The following is a 21,340-nucleotide window of genomic DNA, read 5'->3' on the forward strand; positions in this document are numbered from 1 at the left end:
GGCGAGGAGAGTACTCGCTGCGGTCAGTCTCGGGCGTGAATCTGGACGGTCGGCGGGCGGCTCCCCGTGGGCGGGACCTTCTCGGACTGCAGGGCGAAGCTCATCACGTCCTTGAACACCGGCGCGGCCGCATCGCCACCATAGTGGCTGCCCCGCTTCGGATCCTGCAGGACGACCTGCACGACGAGCTGCGGATCGTCCGCCGGGGCGAACCCCGCGAACGACGCGGTGTAGCCGCCGCCGTCGTAGCCGCCGGTGCGCGGGTTGACGTTCTCGGCGGTGCCGGTCTTGCCCGCGACGCGGTATCCCGCGATCTGCGCCCTCGGGGCCGTCCCCTCCCTGGTCGTCACGCCCTCCAGCATGTCGCTGATCTGCCGGGCCGTCCGCGCGCTGATCACCTGCTTGCGCCGCGGCTCGCGCGCGGGCGTGAACTTGTCGTCGTCGCCGACGGTGCCCTCGACGAGGGTGGGCTCGACGCGCACACCGCCGTTGGCGATGGTCGCGTAGACGCTCGCCATCTGCACCGCGTTCACCGAGACCGTCTGCCCGAACGCGATCGGGTACCGGTCGGTGCCCGACCACTGGGCGGGCGGCTTCAGCAGGCCGGGCGTCTCGCTGGGCAGCGGCAGGCCGGTCTTCGTCCCGAACCCGAAGTCGCGCAGCGTCTGGTAGAGCCGCTGCGAGCTGATGCTCTCGCTGGCCATGATGGTGCCGACGTTGCTGGACGTGGCGAGGACGCCGGCGAAGGTGAGCCGCTCGGTCGCGTGGGGGTGCGAGTCCCTGAACGCGATGTCGTACTTCCTGATCGTGTCGGGGACGGTGTAGGGGGTGTGCGGGGTGACGCCGCCGTGCTCCATGACGGCGGCGGCCGTGACGACCTTGCCGGTGCTGCCCGGCTCGTAGGCCGCCTGCACCAGCGGGCTGCCCCACAGGTCGCCGTCGGACTTCGCGTACTCGTTCGGGTCGAACCCGGGCGCCGAGGCCATGGCGAGCAGCCTGCCGGTGCGCGGGTCCATGACGATGACGCTGCCGCTCTTCGCCTTCGTCGCCCTGACCTGCTTCTCGATCGCCTGCTGCGCCTTGAACTGCAGGTCGCGCCGCAGCGTGAGGCGCACGCCGCGGCCGGGCTCGGACGGGCGCCGCTGGTCCTCGCCCATGGGGATGTGCTGGCCCTCGGGGCTGATCTCCACCCGCTGCCAGCCCGCGCGTCCGGCGAGCACGCCGTTCATGGAGCTCTCCAGCCCGGCGGCGCCCTTCCCCGTGTCGTTCACGAAGCCTATGACGCCCGCGGCGAGCGAATCGTTGGGGTACTCCCGGCGGTATTCGGGGAGCGTCCCGATTCCGAGGAAGTTCCACGAGGTGATCAGTCGGGCCTGGTCGGGCCGGACGCCGTGCGCAAGGTACACGAACCGGGTGTCGGGCTTGCTGAGCTGCTTCATCAGCGTCGAGGGGTTCAGGCCGAGCGTCGGGGCCAGCGCGTTGACGATGGTCTGCCGCTTGTCCGCCTTGATGAGGGACGGGTCGGCGTAGATCGCCCGCGCCTCCACGGTCATGGCGAGCGGGTGGCCCTGCGCGTCGGTGATGTCGCCGCGGATGGCGGGCAGCTCGATCTTCTGCAGCCGCTGCCGCATCGCCTGCTCGGAGTACTTGCCGGACTCGATCGTCTGGAGCTGGACGAGCCGTCCGGCGAACAGCGACAGCACGAAAGCGACGACGAGCAGCCCGACGTTCAGCCGCTTGAGGGGGTCGCGCCGGTGGAACGGGACGCGGGTCCGGGGGCCGCGGGGCGGCGGGCGCCGTCCTGAGCCGCCGCCGGGGCGCGGCCCGCGCGGGCCGGTCCGGGGCGGCCTGGCGGTGTGGGCGTTCTGCGTCGTCGCGCCCGCGCGGCTCTTCCCAGGCGGCGCCTTGGCCGGCGCCTTCTTCTGCGCGGGCTTCGGAGGCGCCTTCTGGGCGGGCTTCTGCGCCGGCTTCTTCGGGCCGGGCTTCTTGGTGGGCGTGCCGGCGGACCCCGCGTCGTCGCGGGGCGCCTCCCTGCGCGGCGGCTTCGTGCGCGGGGTCTCCTTGCGCGGGGAGGGCCCCATGCCGCCGCGCGCGGGACGGCGGGCGGCGCTGCCCTTCGTCCCCGGCCGTCCCGCGCCGTCCGAGCCGCGTCCCCGGCCGGGAGGAGGCCCGGCGGTCCCGCGGCCCGGCCGTTTCGTCACCGCGCGCCCTGCCCGGCGGCCGGCGGGACGCCGTCCCCGGGCACCACGGTGCCGGGGACGCCGATCACGCCCGCGGCGCCCGCCGCCGCGGCGGCCTCGGGCGGCACGGGACGGATCGTCCCGCCGCTCGCCCGCCCGGTGCCGGGGTAGAAGAAGGCCGGGTCCTTGGCCTGCTTCAGGCCGAGCGCCTCCGCCTTCTTCGCCGTCTGCGCCGGGGAGTCGCCGCGTGCGATGTCCTCTTCGAGCGCCTGCCGCTGCTGGTCGAGCTGCTTGTTGCTCTGCTGCAGCCGCGTCAGGGTGAACGCGTCCTCCGCGAGGACGGTGTTGAGCAGCAGCAGGCTCACCAGGGCGCCGCCGAGCAGCCCGACGATGAGCAGCACGAACGGAGCGCGCGGCGGCGAGTGCGCCGCCGTGCGCTTCGCGGCCGCCTTGGCACTGGTCGCCTTGGCACTGTTCGCCTTGGCGGTGGTCGCCGCGGTGGCGGGCGCCGCCTTGGGAGCGACCTTGGGAGCGGTCGTGGGAGCGGTCTTGGCCGCCGCGGGCGTACGCCTGGTCGGCGTGCGCTGCGCGGGCGGCTTCTTGGGCGCCTTGGCGGGCGGCCGCCTGGTGGTCGTGGTCATGTCGCCTCCCGGACCCGCTCGGCGGCGCGCATCCGCACCGATCCGGCCCGTGGGTTGGTCGTGGTCTCCTCGTCGGACGGCAGTTCCGCCCCGCGTGTTAGAAGCCGGAACCTCGGCTCGTGTTCGGGCAGCGGGACCGGCAGGTCCGGCGGGGTGGTGTCGGCCGCCTGGGCGGCGAGGACCCGCTTGGTGATGCGGTCCTCCAGGGAGTGGTAGCTGAGGACGGCGACCCGGCCGCCGACCGGGAGCGCGTCGAGTGCGGCGGGCAGGGCCCGCCGCCAGATGTCGAGTTCTCCGTTCACCTCGATGCGCAGCGCCTGGAAGGTGCGCTTGGCCGGGTTGCCGCCGGTGCGGCGGGTCGCGGCCGGGATGGAGGTGCGCACCAGGTCGGCGAGCCGCCTGGTGGAGTCGAGCGGGGCGCGCTCGCGCTCGCGGACGATCGCGGCGGCGATGCGCTGGGCGAACCGCTCCTCGCCGTACTCGCGCAGGATGCGGGCGAGCTCGGCGGGCGGGTAGCCGTTGACGACCTCGGCGGCGGTGAGGCGCTGGGTGCGGTCCATCCGCATGTCGAGGGGCGCGTCGTAGGAGTAGGCGAAGCCGCGGTCGGCCTCGTCGAGCTGCGGGGAGGAGACGCCGAGGTCGAACAGGACGGCGTCCACCGCGGGGACGCGCAGCCGGCGCAGGACACCGGGGATCTCGTCGTAGACGGCGTGCTCCAGCGTGACGCGGTCGCCGAACGGGGCGAGCCTGCGCGCCGAGCGCTCCAGCGCGGTGGCGTCGCGGTCGAGGCCGATGAGGCGGAGCCGCGGGACGGCCCGCAGCATCGCCTCGGCGTGGCCGCCCATGCCGAGCGTGGCGTCGAGGTAGACGGGGTCGCGTCCGGTGGCGTCGTCCGCCGCGAACGTGACCGCGGGGGCGAGGATCTCCAGGACGCGACCGAGCATGACCGGTACGTGACCGGACTTGGCCGCGTGGTCTCCCACGTCCATGGTTCACCCCCTGTACTGCTGCCACTTCGCTCGCGGACTGCGTGGCGTCGCCGGCCGTCCTCCAGCCCCCGCCCCCGGCGACGGCCTCGCCCGGCCAGGTCCCCATCCGCTGCCCTAGAGGAAGATCACCGCGCCGTAACGCGGGGGGTCGCCGTCTGGCGCCGGGGAAGCTGCGCCAGCTGGCTCGGAGAGCGGCTGGAGACCTGGCCGAACGTGGGCCATAGCCGGTCATCGGACCGGCGAGTCTGATCTCAGAGGATCCCTGGCAACACCTCCTCCGAGACGTCGGAGAACGTCTCCTCCTCCTGCTCCAGGTAGGTCTCCCACGCCTGCGCGTCCCAGATCTCGAGTCGCGTGTTGGCGCCGATGACCGTGCAGTCGCGGGTGAGCCCCGCGTACTTGCGGAGCGGCGGAGGTATGGTGACGCGGCCCTGCTTGTCGGGGACCTCGTCGGAAGCACTGGCGAAGAAGACCCTGCTGTAGCCGCGCACGGCCTTCTCGGTGACCGGTGCGGCACGCAGAGCCTCGGTTATCCGCTGGAACTCCGCCATGGGGAAGACGTACAGGCAGCGTTCCTGGCCCTTCGTGATCACCAATCCCCCCGACAGCTCCTCGCGATATTTCGCCGGCAGGAACAGCCGTCCCTTGTCGTCGAGGCGCGGCGAATGGGTGCCGAGGAACACCGGCCCCACCTCCCGCGCCGCATGGGGCGCACCTGCTCCCCACGGCGCCCCACTCTACTCCACTCTTCCCCACCGTCAACAATAAAAACACGTTCCAGAGGCCGATTCGGCGGACGAATTCCCAGTTCAGAGGGGGTGGGGCGGAGTGGGGGCGCACGGCGCCCGCTCCGCGCGCCGCGGCGCGGGAAACGGCGTCCCGGCGATCTCCTCCCGGGTGACGGGGAGATGGAAGGGGCCAGGTGGAGAGAAGTGGTGCGCCGCGGCGGGTCAGGATGCCGATCCCGTGGAGCACAATGGGCTCGCGTTCACCATGAACATCGCGGCGCGCCGCCCGACGACGTACTGTCGTTTGGGCGGACGCAAAGAGCGCCGCACCGGCGCGCGAAAGGACCGGGCTCCGATTGAGGGGCCAGCACACCGCGCGGCCGGACGGCTGAGGAGGGTTTGGTGGCAGTAGGAACGCACGGCGAGTCGTTCATGGAGACCGACCCCCCGGCATCCCACCCGGCCCGGCACGGCGGCGGGGAGGCGTCCGATCCCGGCCTCGACGGTCTCGCGCACGTCGCGAACAAGATCCGGGACGCGGTGGAGTCGGTGATCGAGGGCAAGCCCTCGGTGGTGCGGCTCGCCCTGACGGTGCTGCTGGCCGAGGGTCACCTCCTGATCGAGGACGTCCCCGGCGTCGGCAAGACGATGCTCGCGAAGGCGCTCGCACGCTCGGTCGACTGCTCGGTGCGGCGCGTGCAGTTCACGCCCGACCTGCTGCCCAGCGACATCACCGGGGTCAGCGCCTACAACCAGGAGCTGCGCGAGTTCGAGTTCAAGCCGGGCCCGGTGTTCGCCAACATCGTGGTCGGCGACGAGATCAACCGCGCGTCCCCGAAGACGCAGTCCGCGCTGCTGGAGTGCATGGAGGAGCGCCAGGTCACGGTGGACGGCACCACCTACACGCTGGAGCCGCCGTTCATGGTGATCTCCACCCAGAACCCGGTGGAGATGGAGGGGACCTACCCGCTGCCGGAGGCCCAGCGCGACCGGTTCACCGCCCGCATCTCGATGGGCTACCCCGACCCGGCGGCCGAGCTGGAGATGCTGGAGACGCACGGGGAGACGTCCCCGCTCGACCGGCTCACCCCCGTCGCGCACGCGGCCGACGTCCGCGGCCTCATCGACGTGGTGCGCCGCCAGCACGTGTCCGCGGCGGTGCGGCAGTACGCGATCGAGCTGGTCGCCGCGACCCGGAGCCATCCCGACCTGCGGCTCGGCGCCTCGCCGCGGGCGACGCTGCACCTGGTGCGGGCGGCGCGGGCGTACGCGGCGCTCGACGACCGCGACTACGTCGTCCCCGACGACCTGCAGGACCTCGCGGTCCCCGTCCTCGCCCACCGGCTGCTGCCGACCGCGGAGGCCCAGGTGGACCGGCGGCGTCCCGAGCAGGTCGTGGCGGACCTGGTGAGACGACTGCCGGTGCCGTCCCACGGGAAGTGACCGTTGAGACGCGCGCTTGCCGGCCTCACCACGCGCGGGCGGTCCTTCGTGGCCGCCGGCGCGACCGCGATCGTGTGCGCGTTCGTCCTCGGCGAGCGCGACCTGCTGCGCGCCGGAGTGCTGGTGCTGGCCCTCCCGCTGCTGTGCACGCTCGCGGTGTCGCGCACCCGCTACCGGCTGGCGTGCGCGCGGCGGCTCGACCCGCCGCGGCTGCCGGTCGGCCAGGAGGCGCGCGTCGACCTGCGGCTGGAGAACGTGTCGCGGCTGCCGAGCGGGCTGCTGATGGTGGAGGACCGGGTCCCGTACGCGCTCGGCGGGCGGGCGCGGTTCGTCCTCGACCGGATCGAGTCGCACGGGAAGCGCCAGCTCGGCTACCGGATCCGATCCGACGTGCGCGGGCGCTTCCGGGTGGGGCCGCTGACCGTCCGGCTCGCCGACCCGTTCGGGATGGTCGAGCTGGTCCGCTCCTTCAGCCTGTCGGACACGCTGACGGTGACGCCGACGATCCACCCGCTGCCGTCGGCGCGGCTGTCGGGCGCGTGGACGGGCGGCGGTGACAGCGTCGCCCGGGCGGTGTCCGCGGCGGGCGAGGACGACGTGACGCCGCGCGAGTACCGGCACGGCGACGACCTGCGCCGCGTCCACTGGCGCTCCACCGCCCGGCACGGCGAGCTGATGGTGCGGCGCGAGGAGCAGCACTTCCAGAGCAGCGGGACGCTGTTCCTCGACACCCGCCGCGCCGCGCACTGGGGCGACGGCCCCGGCGGCACGTTCGAGCAGGCCGTGTCGGCGACCGCGTCGATCGGGGTGCACCTGGTCCGGACGGGCATGAACCTGCGCTACGTCACCGACGGGGGCGAGGCGCTGCCGGCCGCGCGGGCCGACGAGACGTTCGAGGGGCTGCTGCTCGACGCGCTGGCGGTGGCCCGCCGGTCCAAGGAGCGCACGCTGTCGCCGGGCCTTTCGGCCCTGCGCGGCCGGGCCGGCGCGACGCGGGAGGGCGACGGGCTGGTCATCGGGGTGTTCGGCGTCCTGTCCGAGGACGAGGCGCGCTCGCTCGCGGCCGTCCGGCGCGGCACCGGGACCTGCGTCGCGGTGCTCGTCCTCGGACGCGGGCGCGCCACGGGCGGGGCGCCCGGAGGAACCGGGCCGGAGCCGACCGGCACGGCCGCCGAGCGGGCGGCCGCGCTGCTGCGGGCGGGCGGCTGGCGGGTGGTGATCGTCCGGTCGGCGGCGGAGCTGGCCGGGGCGTGGGCGCGGACCGGGCAGACCGGCGACGACTTCGTCAGGGACGGCGCATGAGGATCCGGATGACGGTCATGGCGGGGCTGGCGACGCTCGCCGGCTCGATCGGCCTCTACCCGCTGTTCGAGTCGGGCGGCTGGTTCTGGGCCGGGCTGGGCGCGGTGCTCGCCGTCGCCGGCGCGGGCGTGCTCGCGCGGCGGCTGCGGCTGCCGGCGGTGGTGAACCTGCTGTTCGGCCTGGCCGGCCTCCTGCTGTACCTGAACCTGGTGTACGCGTCCGACGCGGCGTGGCTGGGGACCATCCCGTCACCGGAGTCGGTGGGGCACCTCGGCGACCTGTCCGAGAGCGGCTGGCGGGCGGCCAACCGGTACGCGGCGCCCGTCCCGGTGCTGCCGGGGATCGAGCTGATGACCGCCGCGGGGATCGGGCTGGTCGCCGTCCTCGTCGACCTGCTGGCCGTGCGGATGCGCCGCGCCGCCCCGGCCGGGCTGCCGCTGCTCGCCATGTACAGCGTGCCCGCGGCGGTCCGCGAGGACGGCGTCAGCTGGCTGGCGTTCGGCGTCGGCGCGCTCGGCTTCCTCGCGCTGCTGATGGCCGACGCCCGCGAGCAGGTCGGCGGCTGGGGCCGGACGGTCTCCTCGTTCCGGCAGCGGGAGGTGCCGCTGGCGGGCGCCGACCCCCGCCCGGACGAGGGGTCCGCGCTGCCCGACGCTGCGGCGCTGGTGGCGTCCGGGCGCCGTATCGCGGCGGGCGCGGTGGCGATCGCGGTGCTGGTGCCGGCGGCCGTGCCCGGGCTGCAGCCGCGCGGCATGTTCGGCCTCGGCGGCGACGGCAACGGCGGCACGCAGACGGTGACGACCCCCGACCCGCTGGTGAGCCTGAAACGGGAGCTGACCCGGCTGGACGACTCGGTCGTCCTCACCTACCGGACGAACGACCCGGAGGCGCCCGACTACCTGCGCCTGTACGCCCTCGACAAGTTCGAGGGCGACCGGTGGACCTACACGCAGCTCGACAGCCACCCCAGGGACCGCCTCGACGAGCGCGAGCTCCCGCCGCCGCCAGGGCTGTCGGTCGCGTCCTCCCGGGAGGTGACGACGAGGGTCCGGGTGCGTCCCGAGGTCAGGGACATGTCGTTCCTGCCGGTGCCGTACGCGCCGTCCGAGGTGTCGATCAGCGGCGACTGGCGGGTGGACACCCGCTCCCTGATGATCTACTCGCTGCGCGACTCCGCGGACGGGCGCGCCTACACCGTCACGAGCCGGCGCGCGGAGCCGACGATCGGGCAGCTCGCCGCGGCGGGCAACCACCCGGCCGACATCGTGTCGCGCTACACGGCGGTGCCGAAGAACGTCCCGCGGGAGGTCAAGCAGCTCGCGGAGCAGGTCACGGCCGGGTCGGCGACGACGCTGGCGCAGGCGGTGCGGCTGCAGCGCTGGTTCACCCTGTCGGGCGGGTTCACCTACGACCTGTCCGCGCCGGCGCCGAAGCACGGCAGCGACCTGGTCGACTTCCTGCTGCACAGCAAGCGCGGCTACTGCGAGCAGTTCGCCGCCTCGATGGCGCTGATGGCCCGGATCCTCGGCATCCCGTCCCGCGTGGCGATGGGCTACACGTCGGGCAGCGAGGTCAGGCCGGGGCAGTGGGTCGTCCGGTCGCGGGACGCGCACGCCTGGCCCGAGCTGTACTTCGAGGGGACCGGATGGGTGCGCTTCGAGCCGACGCCGTCGGGCGCGGGCGGGCAGGGCACCGCCGCCACCCCCGAGTACACCCTCCCGGAGACCACCGGCGGGGGCGGTGAGGGGAGCGAGAGCGAGCCCGCGCCGGAGTCCTCGTCGCCCGCCGACAACGGGGGCCCCGCGCCTCAGCCGTCCGCCCGGGGCCGCAACGACACGGGCGAGACCGGCGGCGCCGCCGCGCAGGGCGACGAGGACGGCGGGTTCTCCGCGGCGCCGTGGCTGGCGGGCGCGGTGCTGGTCCTGCTGCTGCTGGCCGTCCCGATGGCGCTGCGGACGTTCACCCGGCGGCGCCGCTGGGCGGCGCTGATCCCGCGGCCCGGCCCGGCGTCCCGGACACGTCCCGGGGCACGGGCGGGGGCACGGCCGGGGTCGTCGCCCGGCGCGGTCGTCCGGGCGGCGGCGGCCGATCCCGCCGGCGCCGCGCACGCCGCGTGGCGGGAGATGCGGGCGGACGCGCTCGACCACGGCCTCGAATGGCGGGCGAGCGACTCCCCGCGCGCCACCGCGCGCCGGCTCGGCGAACTGCTGGAGCTGGACGCGGAGGGCGCGCAGGCCCTCGCGCGGATCGCCCGCGCCGAGGAGCTGGCCCGCTACGCCCTGTCGCGCTCCCCCGAGCCGCCGGAGCGGCTCCGCGCGGACGTCCGGACGGTCCGCGAGGCGTTCGCCGCGTCCGTGGGCCGCGGGGCCCGCTGGCGCGCCCGGCTGCTGCCGCCGTCGACGATGGCGCAGACCTGGGACACGCTCCAGTCGGCCGGGAACCGCGCGCTGGACGCGACCGCCCGCCTGAACGAGCTGCCCGCCCGCCTCCGCCGCAAGTAGGCGCCGGCGCACCGCCTGCACGCCCCGGATACGCGTTCGTCCCGGCCCGCGCGGGCGGTCACCCGCGTACGGCCGGGACGTTCAGGAGGGGATCAGTCGCCTTCGGTCCTGCGGCGCCAGCGCTCTTCCATGCGCTCCATGAACCCCGCCTTGGCCGGTTTCGACTGCCTGGGCTGCCGGGGCTGCCCAGGCTGCCCGGGTTGTCCCGGCTGCCCGGCGGCGCGCGCCGACTCGTTGCCGATGCCGGTCATGCGCTTCCAGCTCGTCAGCGCCCAGACGCAGCACACCACCATCAGCAGGAAGCCGGTGACGCTCACCGCGATGGTGACCGTGCCCTCGTTGATCACGAGGCCGGCCATCAGCGCGCCGACCCCGACGACGAACCCGAAGGCCGCCTTGACGATCCGGCGCTTGTAGTGGACCTGTGGGCTGGTCGAGCGAACCGCGTGAGCGAACTTCGGATCCTCGGCGTACAAGGCCGATTCGATCTGTTCGAGCATGCGCTGCTCGTGCTCAGAGAGCGGCACGGCACCTCCCAACGACAGCCCCGCGGCGGGGAGTCCGATGCAGGACGCGAACCTCAACGGTGATATGCCCAGAATACGAGCACTGTGCCGTACACGAAAGCAGACGGCCCCTCAAGGGCCCGGCACCGGTCACCCCACAGCCTTCTTTCATTGTGTTCCGTCCCTGCCGTCACGTCCGTCGCCGTCCTCGCGCCGGACCAGCGCGGCGGGGCGGACCGCGCCGCGGCCGAACCGGTGCGCGACCTGGTCCATGGCTCGCTCGGCCTCACGCCAACCGCGTTCCGGCTCGTCGAAGGCGAGCTGGCGGGGGGCCGCGCCGGCGGGACCCAGGTTCTCCACCCGGACCCCGACCAACCGGAGTCGTACCCGTTCCAGCCCGGCCCCCTCATAGAGCTCACGGGCTGTGACATAGATCACACGAGCGAGGTCGGTGGGTTCGGCCAGCGTGCGCGCCCGCGTGATCGTCTTGAAGTTCGCCATCCGGAGTTTGACGGTGACCGTCCGGCCTGCGTTCCCGCTCGCGCGCAGGCGGGCGCCGACCCGCTCCGCCAGCCGCAGCAGCTCGCGGCGGATGACCGCGGGGTCGTCCACGTCGGTGTCGAACGTCTCCTCGGCGCCGATGCTCTTGTCGGGCGTGTGCGGGACGACCTCGCGCGGGTCGCGTCCCCAGGCCAGCTCGTGCAGGTGGGCGCCCACCGCGTTGCCCAGCTCGCGCTGGAGCGTGCTCAGCGGCACCTGGGCGAGCTGGCCGACGGTCCGCAGGCCGAGCCGGGTCAGGGTCTGCTCCGTCCGCTCCCCGACGCCCCAGAGGGACGCGACGGGCAGCGGGTGCAGGAAATCGACGGCGCCGTCCGCGGGGACGACGTGCAGCCCGTCGGGCTTGCACCGCGTCGAGGCCAGCTTCGCGACGAACTTGGTGCTCGCGACGCCGACCGAGCAGGTGATGCCCTGCTGGGCGCTGACCTGCTCGCGGACGAGCCGCGCGATCTCGGCGGGACGGCCGAGCCGCCGTCCGGCGCCCGCCACGTCCAGGAACGCCTCGTCCAGCGACAGGCCCTCGACCAGCGGCGTGACGGACCGGAAGAGCTCGAACACGGCCGCGGACACGCGGGAGTACTTGCCGTGGCTCACCGGCAGCACGACGGCCTGCGGGCACAGCCGCCGCGCCCGGGTCATCGGCATCGCCGAGTGCACGCCGAACGCGCGGGCCTCGTAGGACGCCGCGGACACGACGCCGCGCGGCCCGGCCCCGCCGACGACGACGGGGCGTCCGCGCAGCTCGGGCCGCTCCAGCAGCTCGACGCTGACGAAGAAGGCGTCCATGTCGACGTGCAGGATGTGGCAGCCGGTGTCGTCGGCGGGCGGACCGGGCTGCGGCCCCGGCCGGTGCAGCTGCTGTTTGCGGCTCACGGGTTCGTTCTTACCCGGCCGTGTGCCCTCTGGGGGAACGACCCCCCAGACCTGCGGAAGGGCCGTGGTCCGCCACCAGGTGCAGCTGGGTGGCGAGGTCACGCAGGACGGGGTGGACGGCCGCGACCGACTCCAGCGCGATCATGGCGTCGGTGGAGCCCGCGTCGCCGTCCAGCATCCCGGACGGCACCAGGTCGGTGAAGATCCGGACGCCGTGCAGCTCAGCGACCCGCAGGCCGGAGCCGCGCACCAGCGCCGACAACGTCTCCCGGGTGAACCGGCGGGGCATCCGGTCGCCCTCGCCCCACCGTCCGGACGTCCCCGTCAGCACCTGGCGGGCGTCGTCGAAGTGCCCGGCGAGCGCGCGGTGCAGCGCGGCGGCGATCTGCCCGGCGGCGAGGACGCTGACCGAGCCGCCCGGGCGGACGGTCCCGGCCATCGCGGCCATCGCCGCGCCGGGGTCGTCCACGTACTCGAGGACGCTGTGGCACAGCACGAGGTCGGCGGCGGCCGGGCCGAGCAGGTCGGGCAGGTCGACGGCGTCGCCCTGCACCGCGCGGACCCTCACCCCGGACTCGGCGGCGCGGCGTTCCAGCGCGGCGAGCGCGTCGGGGTTGGCGTCGACGACGGTGACCCGGTGGCCGAGCTCGGCGAGCGGCACGGCGAAGCCGCCGGTGCCGCCGCCGACGTCCACGACCTCGCTCGGCCCCGCCTCGGGCGCGGTCCGGTCGAGGACGGCGCGCAACGCGTCCCACAGAACCGCGCTGCGCACGCGGCTGTGCTTCATGGGCATTTCTCTCCTCCTTCGGCCCTGCCGAGCCTCCATCGTCGAGAAACGCGGTGCGAGCGCTGCTGTGCCTATCGCAGTGCCCTTCTCCTTCGGCCCTGGAGGGCCTCCGTCGTCGGGCACCGCGTGCGATCGCTGCATCGCTCCGACTCGCCTGGCGGCTCGCTGCGCGATCAGTTTCTTGCTCCGCTCGAAACTGCCTTCGGTCGCGATCGCGACGGTTGGATTGTTGCGGGGTTGCGTGGCGGCTGAGGTCGCTGTGACCTGTGCCGTCACCCTATAGGGAGAGGGAGGGCTTGAGTTGCTGAAGGCGGGAGAGCAGGCCGTTGACGAAGCGGGGGGACTCGTCGGTGGACAGTTCGGTCGCCAGCGCGACCGCCTCGCTGACCGCGACGCCGTCGGGGACGTCGTCGACCCACAGCAGCTCGTACGCGCCCATCCGCAGGATGTTGCGGTCGACGACCGGCATGCGCTCCAGCGTCCAGCCGGTCGCGTAGGTGGCGAGCAGTTCGTCGACGCGTTCCTGGTGCTCCTGGACGCCCTCGATCAGCCGGACGGCGTGCGGGTACTCGGCGAGCTCGTCCTGGTTGGGGCGGCCCCGCCCGGCGAGGACCGCCGTCGGCCGCTCCTCCCGCAGCTCCGCCGCGAACAGGATGTCGAGCGCGAGTTTGCGTGCCTTGGTGCGTGCGCTCATCGCCTCAGCCGCGGCCGAGGTACTCGCCGGAGCGGGTGTCGACCTTGACCTTCTCGCCGGTGGTGATGAACAGCGGCACCTGGATCTGCGCGCCGGTCTCCAGGGTGGCGGGCTTGCTGCCGCCGGTGGAGCGGTCGCCCTGCAGGCCGGGCTCGGTCTCGGTGATCTCCAGCACGACGGCGGCGGGCAGTTCGATGTACAGCGGGTTGTCGTCGTTGAAGGCGATGGTGGCGTTCTGCTCGGGGAGCAGGTAGTTCGAGGCGTCGCCGACGACGGCCGCCGGGATGTGCGGCTGGTCGTAGGTCTGGGTGTCCATGAAGACGAAGTCGTCGCCCTCGCGGTAGAGGTACTGCATCTCCCGCTTGTCCACGCTGGCGACGTCCACCTTGGTGCCGGCGTTGAACGTCTTGTCGACCACCTTGCCGGACAGGATGTTCTTGAGCTTGGTGCGGACGAACGCGCCGCCCTTGCCGGGCTTGACGTGCTGGAACTCCAGGACGGTCCACAGCTGGCCGTCGAGGTTCAGCGTCATGCCGTTCTTCAGGTCGTTCGTCGTCGCCACTGCGTTGTTCTCCCGTCGCGGCCCGCGCGCCTAGAGGACGAGCAGGTCCTTGGTGGTTGTCGTGAGGAGCTCCGGGCCGCCGGGGCGGACCACGAGCGTGTCCTCGATGCGGACCCCGCCGCGGCCGGTGAGGTAGACCCCCGGCTCCGCCGTGATCGGAACCCGGTCCCTCAGCTTACCGGTCTTGTCGTACCCCATGAGCGGGGCCTCGTGGATCTCCAGGCCGACGCCGTGCCCGAGCCCGTGGCCGAAATCGCCGCCGTGCCCGGCGTCCTTGATGACGTCGCGGGCGGCGGCGTCGACGGCCTTGGTCTCCGCGCCGGGCACGGCCGCGCCGATCCCGGCTCGCTGGGCGCGGTGGACGAGGTCGTAGACGTCGCGCTGCCAGCCCGCGGGCTCGCCGATCGCGACGGTGCGGGTCATGTCGGCGTGGTAGCCGCCGTACAGGGCGCCGAAGTCCATGGTGACGAGGTCGCCGGGCTGGAGCTCGCGGCCGCTCGGGCGGTGGTGCGGGACGGCGCCGTTCGGCCCGGACGCGACGATCGACTCGAAGGCGGGGCGCTCGGCCCCGAAGTCCACCATCGCGCGTTCGAGCGCGATCGCGACGGCCCGCTCGGTGACGCCGGCGCGGATCTCGGGGAGGACGGTCGCGAACGCGCGGTCGGTGATGGCGCACGCCTCCCGCAGGAGGGCGATCTCCTCCTCGTCCTTGACCAGGCGGAGCTCCTCGACCAGGCGCCCGAGCGGGATCAGCTCGGCTTCGGCCTGCCCGGCGAGGGTGGTGTGGTGCTCGACGGTGAGGTCGTGGGCCTCGAAGCCGAGGCGGCGGTGGCCGTCCGCGGCGGCCCGCGCGGTGAGGGACTCCGTCACGAGCCTGCCGACCACGATGGGCAGCTCAGGGCAGACCCGTTCGGCCGTCCCGGCGTACCGGCTGTCGGTGGCGAGCACGGCCGGGCCCTCGGCCGGGACGAGCAGCGCGGCCCGGGAGCTGTCGAGGCCGGTCAGGTAGCGGACGTTGACGAGCCGGGTCACCAGCAGGGCGTCGGCGTCGCTCCCGGCGACGAGCGCGGCCAGCCTGCGGCGGCGCGCGAGATGCGTCTCCCCCATGGTCAGACTCTAGATCACGGTCCGGCGGGCGGGGAGGCCGTCGTCCCGGTCACAAAACATGAACAACCCTCGACTTTTGCCCGGGGCCGGTCTAGCGTGATCGGCGGTGTGAGCCACCCGGTGGGCGGCGTGCCGGGGCGCCTGCGGCACGCCGCCCGTGCACCGCCCGTGCCACATCCGGGCGCGGCCTCACAGGTCGGCGGCCATCTCCTTGACCTTCTCGATCAGCGCGAGGCGGCCCTTGTGGTCGCCCGCGATCGGCGACACGTTCAGCGTGGTGACCCCCGACTCCTTCATCGCGGCGAGCCGCTCCCGGACGTGGCCCTCGGAGCCGATGAGCGACATCTTCTCCAGCAGCTCGTGCGGGACCTTGGCGGCGGCCTCGTCCTTCTTGCCCGCGAGGTAGAGGTCCTGGATCTCCTCCGCCTCCCTCTCGAAGCCGTACCGGCGGGCCAGGTCGTTGTAGAAGTTCCTGCCCTTGGCGCCCATGCCGCCGATGTAGAGCGCGGCCATCGGGCGTCCGAACTCCAGGAACCCCTGGACGTCGTCGCCGATGGCGAGCGCGGCCTGCCCGACGACGTCCAGCTCGCCGAGGGCCGGGTCGCGGCGGGCCCCGCCGGCGGCGAGGGACCCGCCCCAGACGTCCTTCGCCTTCTCCGGCATGTAGAAGATCGGCTCCCAGCCGTTGGCGAGCTCGGCGGTCAGCTCGACGTTCTTCGGGCCGATCGCGGCGACGACGATCGGGATGTCGGCGCGCACGGGATGGTTGATGAGCTTCAGCGGCTTGCCGAGCCCGGTGCCCTGGTCGGCGGGCAGCGGCACCGTGTAGTGCCTGCCGTCGTGTTCGAGCCGCTCGCGCCGCCACACCTTCCGGCAGATCTCGATGATCTCGCGGGTGCGGCCGAGGGGGGCGGTGTAGGGGACGCCGTGGAAGCCCTCGATGACCTGCGGCCCGGACGCGCCGATGCCGAGCGTGAACCGGCCCTCGGAGACGAAGTCGAGACCGGCGGCGGTCATCGCCGTCAGGGTCGGCGTCCGGGTGTAGATCTGCATGATCCCGGAGGCGATCTCCAGCCGCTCGGTCTTGGCGGCGATGTAGCCGAGCTGGCTCACCGCGTCGAAGCTGTACGCCTCCGCGACGAACACGACGTCGAGGCCGGCCTTCTCGTAGTCGGCCAGCTCCTCGACCGTCCGCCGGAAACCGGCGTCGGAATAGCTGATCGACATCCCGATGCGCATCGGCGTTCCCTCCATGAACCGAATCTGATTCCAGTCGACGGTAACCTACCGGCGTCGCGCGGGCGCGCCTGGGGCCGCCGGAGGGCGGGACGGGCCGGACGCGGAGGTCAGCCCAAGGGCGGGGCGAAGGTCAGCCCAGGGCCGGGCCGTTCAGGGCGTCCAGTGCCGTCCGGTACATGGCGGTGCGGATCTTCGCCACGACCCCGCCGTCCTTGCCCGCCAGGGACGCCGCCAGCTCGACGGCGGCGGGCAGGACCTCGTCCTCGGCGGCGGTGCGCCGGACGATCCCGGCGGCCAGCGCCTCCGCCGCCGTGTACCGGCGGCCGGTGATCATCGCCTCGTGCGCGGTGACCGTCGGCAGGCGCGACCGGATCAGCGCGTCCATGCCGGGCGTGAAGCTCATCCCGAGGTCGACCTCGGGGAGGCAGAAGTAGCCGCGGTCCGTCCGCATGACGGCGAAGTCGTGGGCGAGCGCGAGCATCGCGCCGCCGGCGAACGCGTGCCCGTTGAGCGCCGCGACGGTGGGCATCGGCAGTGCCAGGATCCGCGCGTAGAGGCCGTGCACGCGGCGCAGGTAGTCCTCGAACCGGTCCTGGTTGGCGCCGAGCCAGTCGAGGTCGAGGCCGTTGGAGTAGAACTTGCCGGTGCCCACGGTGACGAGGGCGCCCGGCCCTTCGTTCTTCTCGACGGCGCCGAGCGCGTCCCCGGCCGCGTCGAGGAACCCGGGGCCGAAGCGGTTCTCGCCGGCGTCGAACCGCAGGACGTACACGTCGCCGTCGCGCTGGAGGTCGATCACGAAGGTCTCCTTCTGCCGTGCCCATCCGTGCCCGGGACGACCTTACTCGCGGGTAGCGGGCGGGAAGACCATGCAGGTGGTGGTCCCGTGCGCGACGAGCTTGCCGGACTCGTTGAGGACGCGCCCCTCGGCCGTGGCGAGCTTGCGCCCGACATGGACGGTCGTGCCCTCGCACACCAGCCGCCCGCCCTCCAGCGGCACCGGCCGGACGAAGTTCACGCTCAGCTCCAGCGTCGTGTAGGCCGCGCCGTCCGGCAGCGCGGTGTGCACGGCGCAGCCCATCGCCGAGTCGAGCAGCGTGGACATGATGCCGCCGTGGACGATGCCCAGCGGGTTGCTGAAGTCGGTGCGCGGCGTGAGGGCGAACACCACCCGTCCGGGCTCCAGGGACTCGGCCGTCATGCCGAGCAGGGCGCCGATGCCGTACCCCTTCGCCATGCCCATGTCGAGCAGTTCCCTCAGCTGGGCAAGGCCGGCCGTGGTCCCCATGCCCGCCCCCTTCCGGTCGGTATGACGTCCGTCATAGCCAACGATTCCTATGACGGACGTCATGGTCAATGCGGACTGCCTATGATGAATGTCATAATCGGAGCATGGGGACCGACAGCCGGGAACGCATGGTGCGCAGCGCCGCCTACCTCTTCCGCGAGCGCGGATACAGCGGCACCGGGTTCCGCGACGTCATCGCGCACAGCGGCGCGCCGCGCGGTTCGATCTACCACCACTTCCCGGACGGCAAGGCGCAGCTCGCCGAGGAGGCCGTGCGCTACGCGGGCGACTTCCTGAACGCCGGGATCCTCGCGGCCACCGAGGGCGGGGACGCCGCGTCCGCCGTGGACGCCTTCACCGGCTGGTGGCGGCAGGTCCTGATCAGGAGCGAGTTCCGCGCCGGGTGCCCCGTCGTCGCCGTCACCGTGGAGAGCCACGAGGACGCCCCGCAGCTCGCCGCGGCCGCGGCGGCGGCGTTCGACCGCTGGCGGGACACCCTCGCCACCGGCCTCGGCAACGCCGGCGTCCCCGACGACCGCGCCGGCCGGCTGGCCCGCCTGATCGTCGCCGCCGTCGAGGGCGCCACGATCCTGTGCCGCGCCCACCGCGACGTCGCCCCCCTGGACGACGTCGTCACCGAACTCAAGGACCTGACCCGCCAGGCCGTCCAGGAGCCCTAGCCCCCGGGCTTCTCCTCGGCGATCAGGTCGGCGATGGCCTGGAGGGCGAGGACGTACGACATCGCGCCGAATCCGGCGATCGTCCCGGTGGCGACGCCCGCGACGACGGAGGTGTGGCGGAACTCCTCGCGGGCGGCCGGGTTCGAGATGTGGACCTCGACGAGCGGCGCGGTGCGCTGGGCGAGGGCGTCCCGCAGCGCGTACGAGTAGTGCGTGAACGCCGCCGGGTTCACCACCATCGGGAGGCGCCCGTCGGCGGCCTCGTGCACCCAGCGCAGCATCTCGGCCTCGTCGTCGGTCTGCCGGACCTCGACGCTCAGATCGAGGCGGCGGCCGGCGTCGCGGCACAGGGCGGCGATGTCGTCGAGGGTCGTCGTCCCGTACACGTCGGGTTCGCGGACGCCGAGCCTGCGGAGGTTCGGCCCGTTCAGGACGAGGACGCGGGTGGTCATCGGGAGACCTCCCGGTAGGCGGCGGCGAGGAGGTCCTCGTCCGGTCCTTCGAGGCTGCCGGGTTCGGCGAGGCCGTCCAGCACGACGAACCGCAGCGTCGAGCCCCGCGACTTCTTGTCGATGGTCATCGTGGCGCGCAGCCCCGGCCAGTCGGCGGCGTAGGACACCGGCAGGCCGACGGACGTGAGGACGTCCCGGTGCCGCCGGACGACGTCGGCGGGCAGCCGTCCGGCGAGGCGGGCCAGCTCGGCCGCGTACACCATGCCGATGGCGACGGCGTGGCCGTGCCGGAAGCGGTAGTCCTCGGCCTTCTCGATGGCGTGCGCGAGCGTGTGCCCGTAGTTGAGGATCTCGCGGAGCCCGCCCTCCCTCAGGTCGGCCGACACCACGTCCGCCTTCACCTGGACGGCGCGTTCGACCAGCTCGCGGGTGTGCGGGCCGTCCGGGGACGCGGCGCCCGCGGGGTCGTCCTCGACCAGCTCAAGGATCTTCGGGTCGGCGATGAACCCGGCCTTGATGATCTCGGCGAGGCCGCTGATGTAGTCCTCGCGCGGCATCGTGACGAGCGTGGTCAGCTCGCACAGCACGCCGGCGGGCGGGTGGAACGCGCCGACGAGGTTCTTGCCCTCGGGGATGTTGATGCCGGTCTTGCCGCCGACGGCCGCGTCCACCATGCCGAGCAGCGTCGTCGGGACGAGCACGGCCGGGACGCCGCGCAGCCACGACGCCGCCGCGAACCCGGCGAGGTCGGTGGTCGCGCCGCCGCCGACGCCGACGACGGCGTCCGTCCGGGTCATGCCGTGCCGGGCGAACGACGACCAGAGCCCGGCGAGGACCCCGGTCTCCTTGGCCGCCTCCCCGTCCGGGACGGGCAGCGCGTGGACGGTGTATCCGGCCTGGTCCAGCGCGCCGCACACGGGGCGGGCGATCTCCGGCAGGCCCTCGGCGTGGACGACGGCGACGGTCCGCGCGCGGGAGCCGACCATGCGGGGCAGCTCGCCGAGGACGCCCGTCCCGATGACCACGTCGTAGGGATCGGGGCCGCCCACGCGCACCCGTGACTGCGTCACGCCGCGCCTTCCAGCGCCTTCGCGATCTCCTCGACGATCTCGGCGGGGTCGCGGCCGTCGGTGTCGACCTCGATCGTGCCGAGCCGCTCGTAGATCGGCAGGCGCTCCTCCAGCAGCTTGCGCATCTGGCTGCGCGGGTTCAGCACGAGCAGCGGCCGCGCCGACGCCAGCCCCACCCGCTTGATCGCCTCCGACAGCCCGACCCGCAGGTAGACGACGGTGTGCCCGCCGAGAAGCTCCTGCGTCTCCGCCGCCAGGACGGCGCCGCCGCCGAGCGCGACGACGCCCTCGTGCCCGGCCAGCGCCGCCGCGACGGCCGCGCGCTCCAGCTCGCGGAAGCGCTCCTCGCCGTCGTCGATGAAGATCTCGCCGATCGGCTTGCCCGCCGCGGACTCGACGTCGGCGTCGGTGTCGCGCAGCGGCACGCCGAGCCGGTCCGCGAGCGCGGCGCCGATCGTGGTCTTGCCCGAGCCGGGCGGGCCGATGATGACTGCCTTCGGTCGCATGGTCAGCGGATCCAGTTCACTTGATCGCCAGTTCACTTGATGGTCAGGGAGGACAGGTATCCCCGCAGGTTCCGGGCGGTCTCCTCGGCGGAGTCGCCGCCGAACTTCTCCAGCGCCGCGTCCGCGAGGACGAGCGCCACCATCGCCTCCGCGACGACGCCGGCGGCGGGCACGGCGGTGACGTCGCTGCGCTGGTTGATCGCCTTGGCGGGCCCGCCGGTCTTCACGTCGATGGTGTCGAGCCGCCGCGGGACGGTCGAGATCGGCTTCATCGCCGCCCGGACGCGCAGCGCCTCGCCGGTCGTCATGCCGCCCTCGACGCCGCCCGCCCGGTTCGTCCGGCGGCGGACGCCCTCGGGCGTGCCGTCGATCTCGTCGTGCGCGCGGGACCCGGGGCGGCGCGCGGTGGTGAACCCGTCGCCGAGCTCCACGCCCTTGATCGCCTGGATGCCCATCAGCGCCCCGGCGAGCCGCGCGTCGAGCCGCCGGTCCCAGTGGACGTGGCTGCCGAGGCCGGGCGGCAGCCCGTAGGCGAGGACCTCCACGACGCCGCCGAGCGTGTCGCCGGCCCGCTTGGTGTCGTCGATGTGCGCGACCATCGCGGCGGACGCGTCCGCGTCGAAGCAGCGCACCGGGCTCTCGTCCACGCGGGCGAGGTCGCCGGGCTCGGGCAGGACGCCGTCGGGCGCCTCGACCTCGCCAAGCGCGATCACGTGGCTCAGGACGTCGACGCCGAGGGCCTGCTTGAGGAACGCCTTGGCGACCGTGCCGAGCGCGACCCGCGCCGCCGTCTCCCGCGCGCTCGCCCGCTCCAGGACGGGCCGCGCGTCGTCGAAGCCGTACTTCTGCATGCCGACGAGGTCGGCGTGGCCGGGCCGCGGCTGCGACAGCGGCGCATTTCTTCCACTCTGCCCCCGGCTCAGCGCCGCCAGGACGTCGGCGTCCACGGGGTCGGCCGACATGACCGTCTCCCACTTGGGCCACTCGGTGTTGCCGACCTCGATCGCGACCGGGCCGCCCTGCGTCACCCCGTGCCGGACGCCGCCGACGATCGTCACCTGGTCCTGCTCGAACTTCATCCGGGCGCCCCGCCCGTGGCCGAGCCGCCGGCGGCGCAGTTCTTCGGCGATGTCCGCCGAGGTCACGCGCACACCGGCCGGCAGCCCCTCCACGATCGCGGTCAGGGCCGGGCCATGGGACTCCCCCGCGGTCAACCAGCGCAGCATGCCCTGATCCT

Annotated in this window: 21 protein-coding genes; 4 read left to right on the forward strand and 17 right to left on the reverse strand. The window is 73.7% G+C overall.

Going from position 1 to position 21,340, the window contains the following annotated elements; genetic code table 11:
• Positions 1–23: 23 nt before the first annotated feature.
• From ETD83_RS06500 to mraZ, 4 genes are all read right to left on the reverse strand, one after another.
• The gene (locus ETD83_RS06500) at positions 24–2,201 is read right to left on the reverse strand and encodes a peptidoglycan D,D-transpeptidase FtsI family protein (protein WP_230420725.1); all 2,178 of its coding nucleotides are present in this window, start codon (positions 2,199–2,201) and stop codon (positions 24–26) included.
• Positions 2,198–2,821 carry a hypothetical protein gene (locus ETD83_RS06505; RefSeq protein ID WP_138644139.1) on the reverse strand — a complete coding sequence of 208 codons (624 nt, stop codon included), beginning with the start codon at positions 2,819–2,821 and terminating at the stop codon, positions 2,198–2,200. The genes ETD83_RS06500 and ETD83_RS06505 overlap by 4 nt, the downstream gene beginning before the upstream one ends.
• Positions 2,818–3,810 (reverse strand): 16S rRNA (cytosine(1402)-N(4))-methyltransferase RsmH, encoded by a 993-nt coding sequence (rsmH, locus tag ETD83_RS06510; protein ID WP_138644140.1) that lies wholly within the window; start codon positions 3,808–3,810, stop codon positions 2,818–2,820. The genes ETD83_RS06505 and rsmH overlap by 4 nt, the downstream gene beginning before the upstream one ends.
• Before the next feature lie 251 nt (positions 3,811–4,061).
• A complete protein-coding gene (gene mraZ / locus ETD83_RS06515) occupies positions 4,062–4,493 on the reverse strand; it encodes a division/cell wall cluster transcriptional repressor MraZ (RefSeq protein WP_131963293.1) in 432 nt (143 codons plus the stop codon).
• Between the two features lie 477 nt (positions 4,494–4,970).
• On the opposite strand from mraZ, the gene ETD83_RS06520 reads away from it, so the two are divergent.
• The 3 genes from ETD83_RS06520 to ETD83_RS06530 are packed head-to-tail and all read left to right on the forward strand — an operon-like array spanning position 4,971 to position 9,784.
• A complete protein-coding gene (locus ETD83_RS06520; RefSeq protein ID WP_138644170.1) occupies positions 4,971–5,981 on the forward strand; it encodes an AAA family ATPase in 1,011 nt (336 codons plus the stop codon).
• Positions 5,982–5,984: 3 nt separating this feature from the next.
• Positions 5,985–7,283 carry a DUF58 domain-containing protein gene (locus tag ETD83_RS06525; RefSeq protein ID WP_138644141.1) on the forward strand — a complete coding sequence of 433 codons (1,299 nt, stop codon included), beginning with the start codon at positions 5,985–5,987 and terminating at the stop codon, positions 7,281–7,283.
• A complete protein-coding gene (locus tag ETD83_RS06530; RefSeq protein WP_230420727.1) occupies positions 7,280–9,784 on the forward strand; it encodes a transglutaminaseTgpA domain-containing protein in 2,505 nt (834 codons plus the stop codon). Before ETD83_RS06525 ends, ETD83_RS06530 begins: the two co-directional genes overlap by 4 nt.
• 92 nt (positions 9,785–9,876) lie before the next feature.
• Here the strand turns inward: ETD83_RS06530 and ETD83_RS06535 are convergent, their stop codons facing one another.
• The 9 genes from ETD83_RS06535 to ETD83_RS06575 form a co-directional block, all read right to left on the reverse strand.
• Positions 9,877–10,311, reverse strand: a complete 435-nt coding sequence (locus tag ETD83_RS06535) for a DUF3040 domain-containing protein (RefSeq protein WP_138644142.1) — start codon at positions 10,309–10,311, stop codon at positions 9,877–9,879.
• 147 nt (positions 10,312–10,458) lie between these two features.
• Positions 10,459–11,721 carry a DNA polymerase IV gene (locus ETD83_RS06540; RefSeq protein ID WP_138644143.1) on the reverse strand — a complete coding sequence of 421 codons (1,263 nt, stop codon included), beginning with the start codon at positions 11,719–11,721 and terminating at the stop codon, positions 10,459–10,461.
• A 10-nt stretch (positions 11,722–11,731) separates the two neighbouring features.
• Positions 11,732–12,514 (reverse strand): methyltransferase domain-containing protein, encoded by a 783-nt coding sequence (locus tag ETD83_RS06545; RefSeq protein WP_138644144.1) that lies wholly within the window; start codon positions 12,512–12,514, stop codon positions 11,732–11,734.
• 271 nt (positions 12,515–12,785) lie between these two features.
• Positions 12,786–13,202: a transcription antitermination factor NusB gene (gene nusB, locus ETD83_RS06550; RefSeq protein ID WP_138644145.1), complete on the reverse strand. Its 417-nt coding sequence runs from the start codon at positions 13,200–13,202 to the stop codon at positions 12,786–12,788.
• A gap of 4 nt (positions 13,203–13,206) precedes the next feature.
• On the reverse strand, positions 13,207–13,764 hold the full coding sequence (efp, locus tag ETD83_RS06555) for an elongation factor P (RefSeq protein WP_138644146.1): 558 nt from the start codon (positions 13,762–13,764) through the stop codon (positions 13,207–13,209).
• Between the two features lie 30 nt (positions 13,765–13,794).
• Positions 13,795–14,871 (reverse strand): M24 family metallopeptidase, encoded by a 1,077-nt coding sequence (locus ETD83_RS06560; protein ID WP_138644147.1) that lies wholly within the window; start codon positions 14,869–14,871, stop codon positions 13,795–13,797.
• Between the two features lie 189 nt (positions 14,872–15,060).
• A complete protein-coding gene (locus ETD83_RS06565) occupies positions 15,061–16,110 on the reverse strand; it encodes an LLM class F420-dependent oxidoreductase (protein ID WP_138644172.1) in 1,050 nt (349 codons plus the stop codon).
• A 130-nt stretch (positions 16,111–16,240) separates the two neighbouring features.
• Positions 16,241–16,906, reverse strand: a complete 666-nt coding sequence (locus ETD83_RS06570; RefSeq protein ID WP_138644148.1) for an enoyl-CoA hydratase-related protein — start codon at positions 16,904–16,906, stop codon at positions 16,241–16,243.
• 42 nt (positions 16,907–16,948) lie between these two features.
• The gene (locus tag ETD83_RS06575; RefSeq protein ID WP_138644149.1) at positions 16,949–17,395 is read right to left on the reverse strand and encodes a PaaI family thioesterase; all 447 of its coding nucleotides are present in this window, start codon (positions 17,393–17,395) and stop codon (positions 16,949–16,951) included.
• A gap of 104 nt (positions 17,396–17,499) precedes the next feature.
• On the opposite strand from ETD83_RS06575, the gene ETD83_RS06580 reads away from it, so the two are divergent.
• Positions 17,500–18,075 (forward strand): TetR/AcrR family transcriptional regulator, encoded by a 576-nt coding sequence (locus tag ETD83_RS06580; RefSeq protein ID WP_138644150.1) that lies wholly within the window; start codon positions 17,500–17,502, stop codon positions 18,073–18,075.
• Here the strand turns inward: ETD83_RS06580 and aroQ are convergent.
• The 4 genes from aroQ to aroC are packed head-to-tail and all read right to left on the reverse strand — an operon-like array spanning position 18,072 to position 21,329.
• Complete coding sequence (gene aroQ, locus ETD83_RS06585; RefSeq protein ID WP_138644151.1) at positions 18,072–18,527, reverse strand: type II 3-dehydroquinate dehydratase; 456 nt, start codon at positions 18,525–18,527, stop codon at positions 18,072–18,074. The genes ETD83_RS06580 and aroQ overlap by 4 nt on opposite strands.
• Positions 18,524–19,597 (reverse strand): 3-dehydroquinate synthase, encoded by a 1,074-nt coding sequence (gene aroB / locus ETD83_RS06590; protein ID WP_138644152.1) that lies wholly within the window; start codon positions 19,595–19,597, stop codon positions 18,524–18,526. Before aroB ends, aroQ begins: the two co-directional genes overlap by 4 nt.
• Positions 19,594–20,109 carry a shikimate kinase gene (locus tag ETD83_RS06595; protein ID WP_205717521.1) on the reverse strand — a complete coding sequence of 172 codons (516 nt, stop codon included), beginning with the start codon at positions 20,107–20,109 and terminating at the stop codon, positions 19,594–19,596. Before ETD83_RS06595 ends, aroB begins: the two co-directional genes overlap by 4 nt.
• Before the next feature lie 26 nt (positions 20,110–20,135).
• A complete protein-coding gene (gene aroC, locus ETD83_RS06600; protein WP_138644154.1) occupies positions 20,136–21,329 on the reverse strand; it encodes a chorismate synthase in 1,194 nt (397 codons plus the stop codon).
• Positions 21,330–21,340: the final 11 nt, after the last annotated feature.

Source organism: Actinomadura soli, assembly GCF_005889715.1.
Classification (GTDB): Bacteria; Actinomycetota; Actinomycetes; order Streptosporangiales; family Streptosporangiaceae; genus Spirillospora; species Spirillospora soli.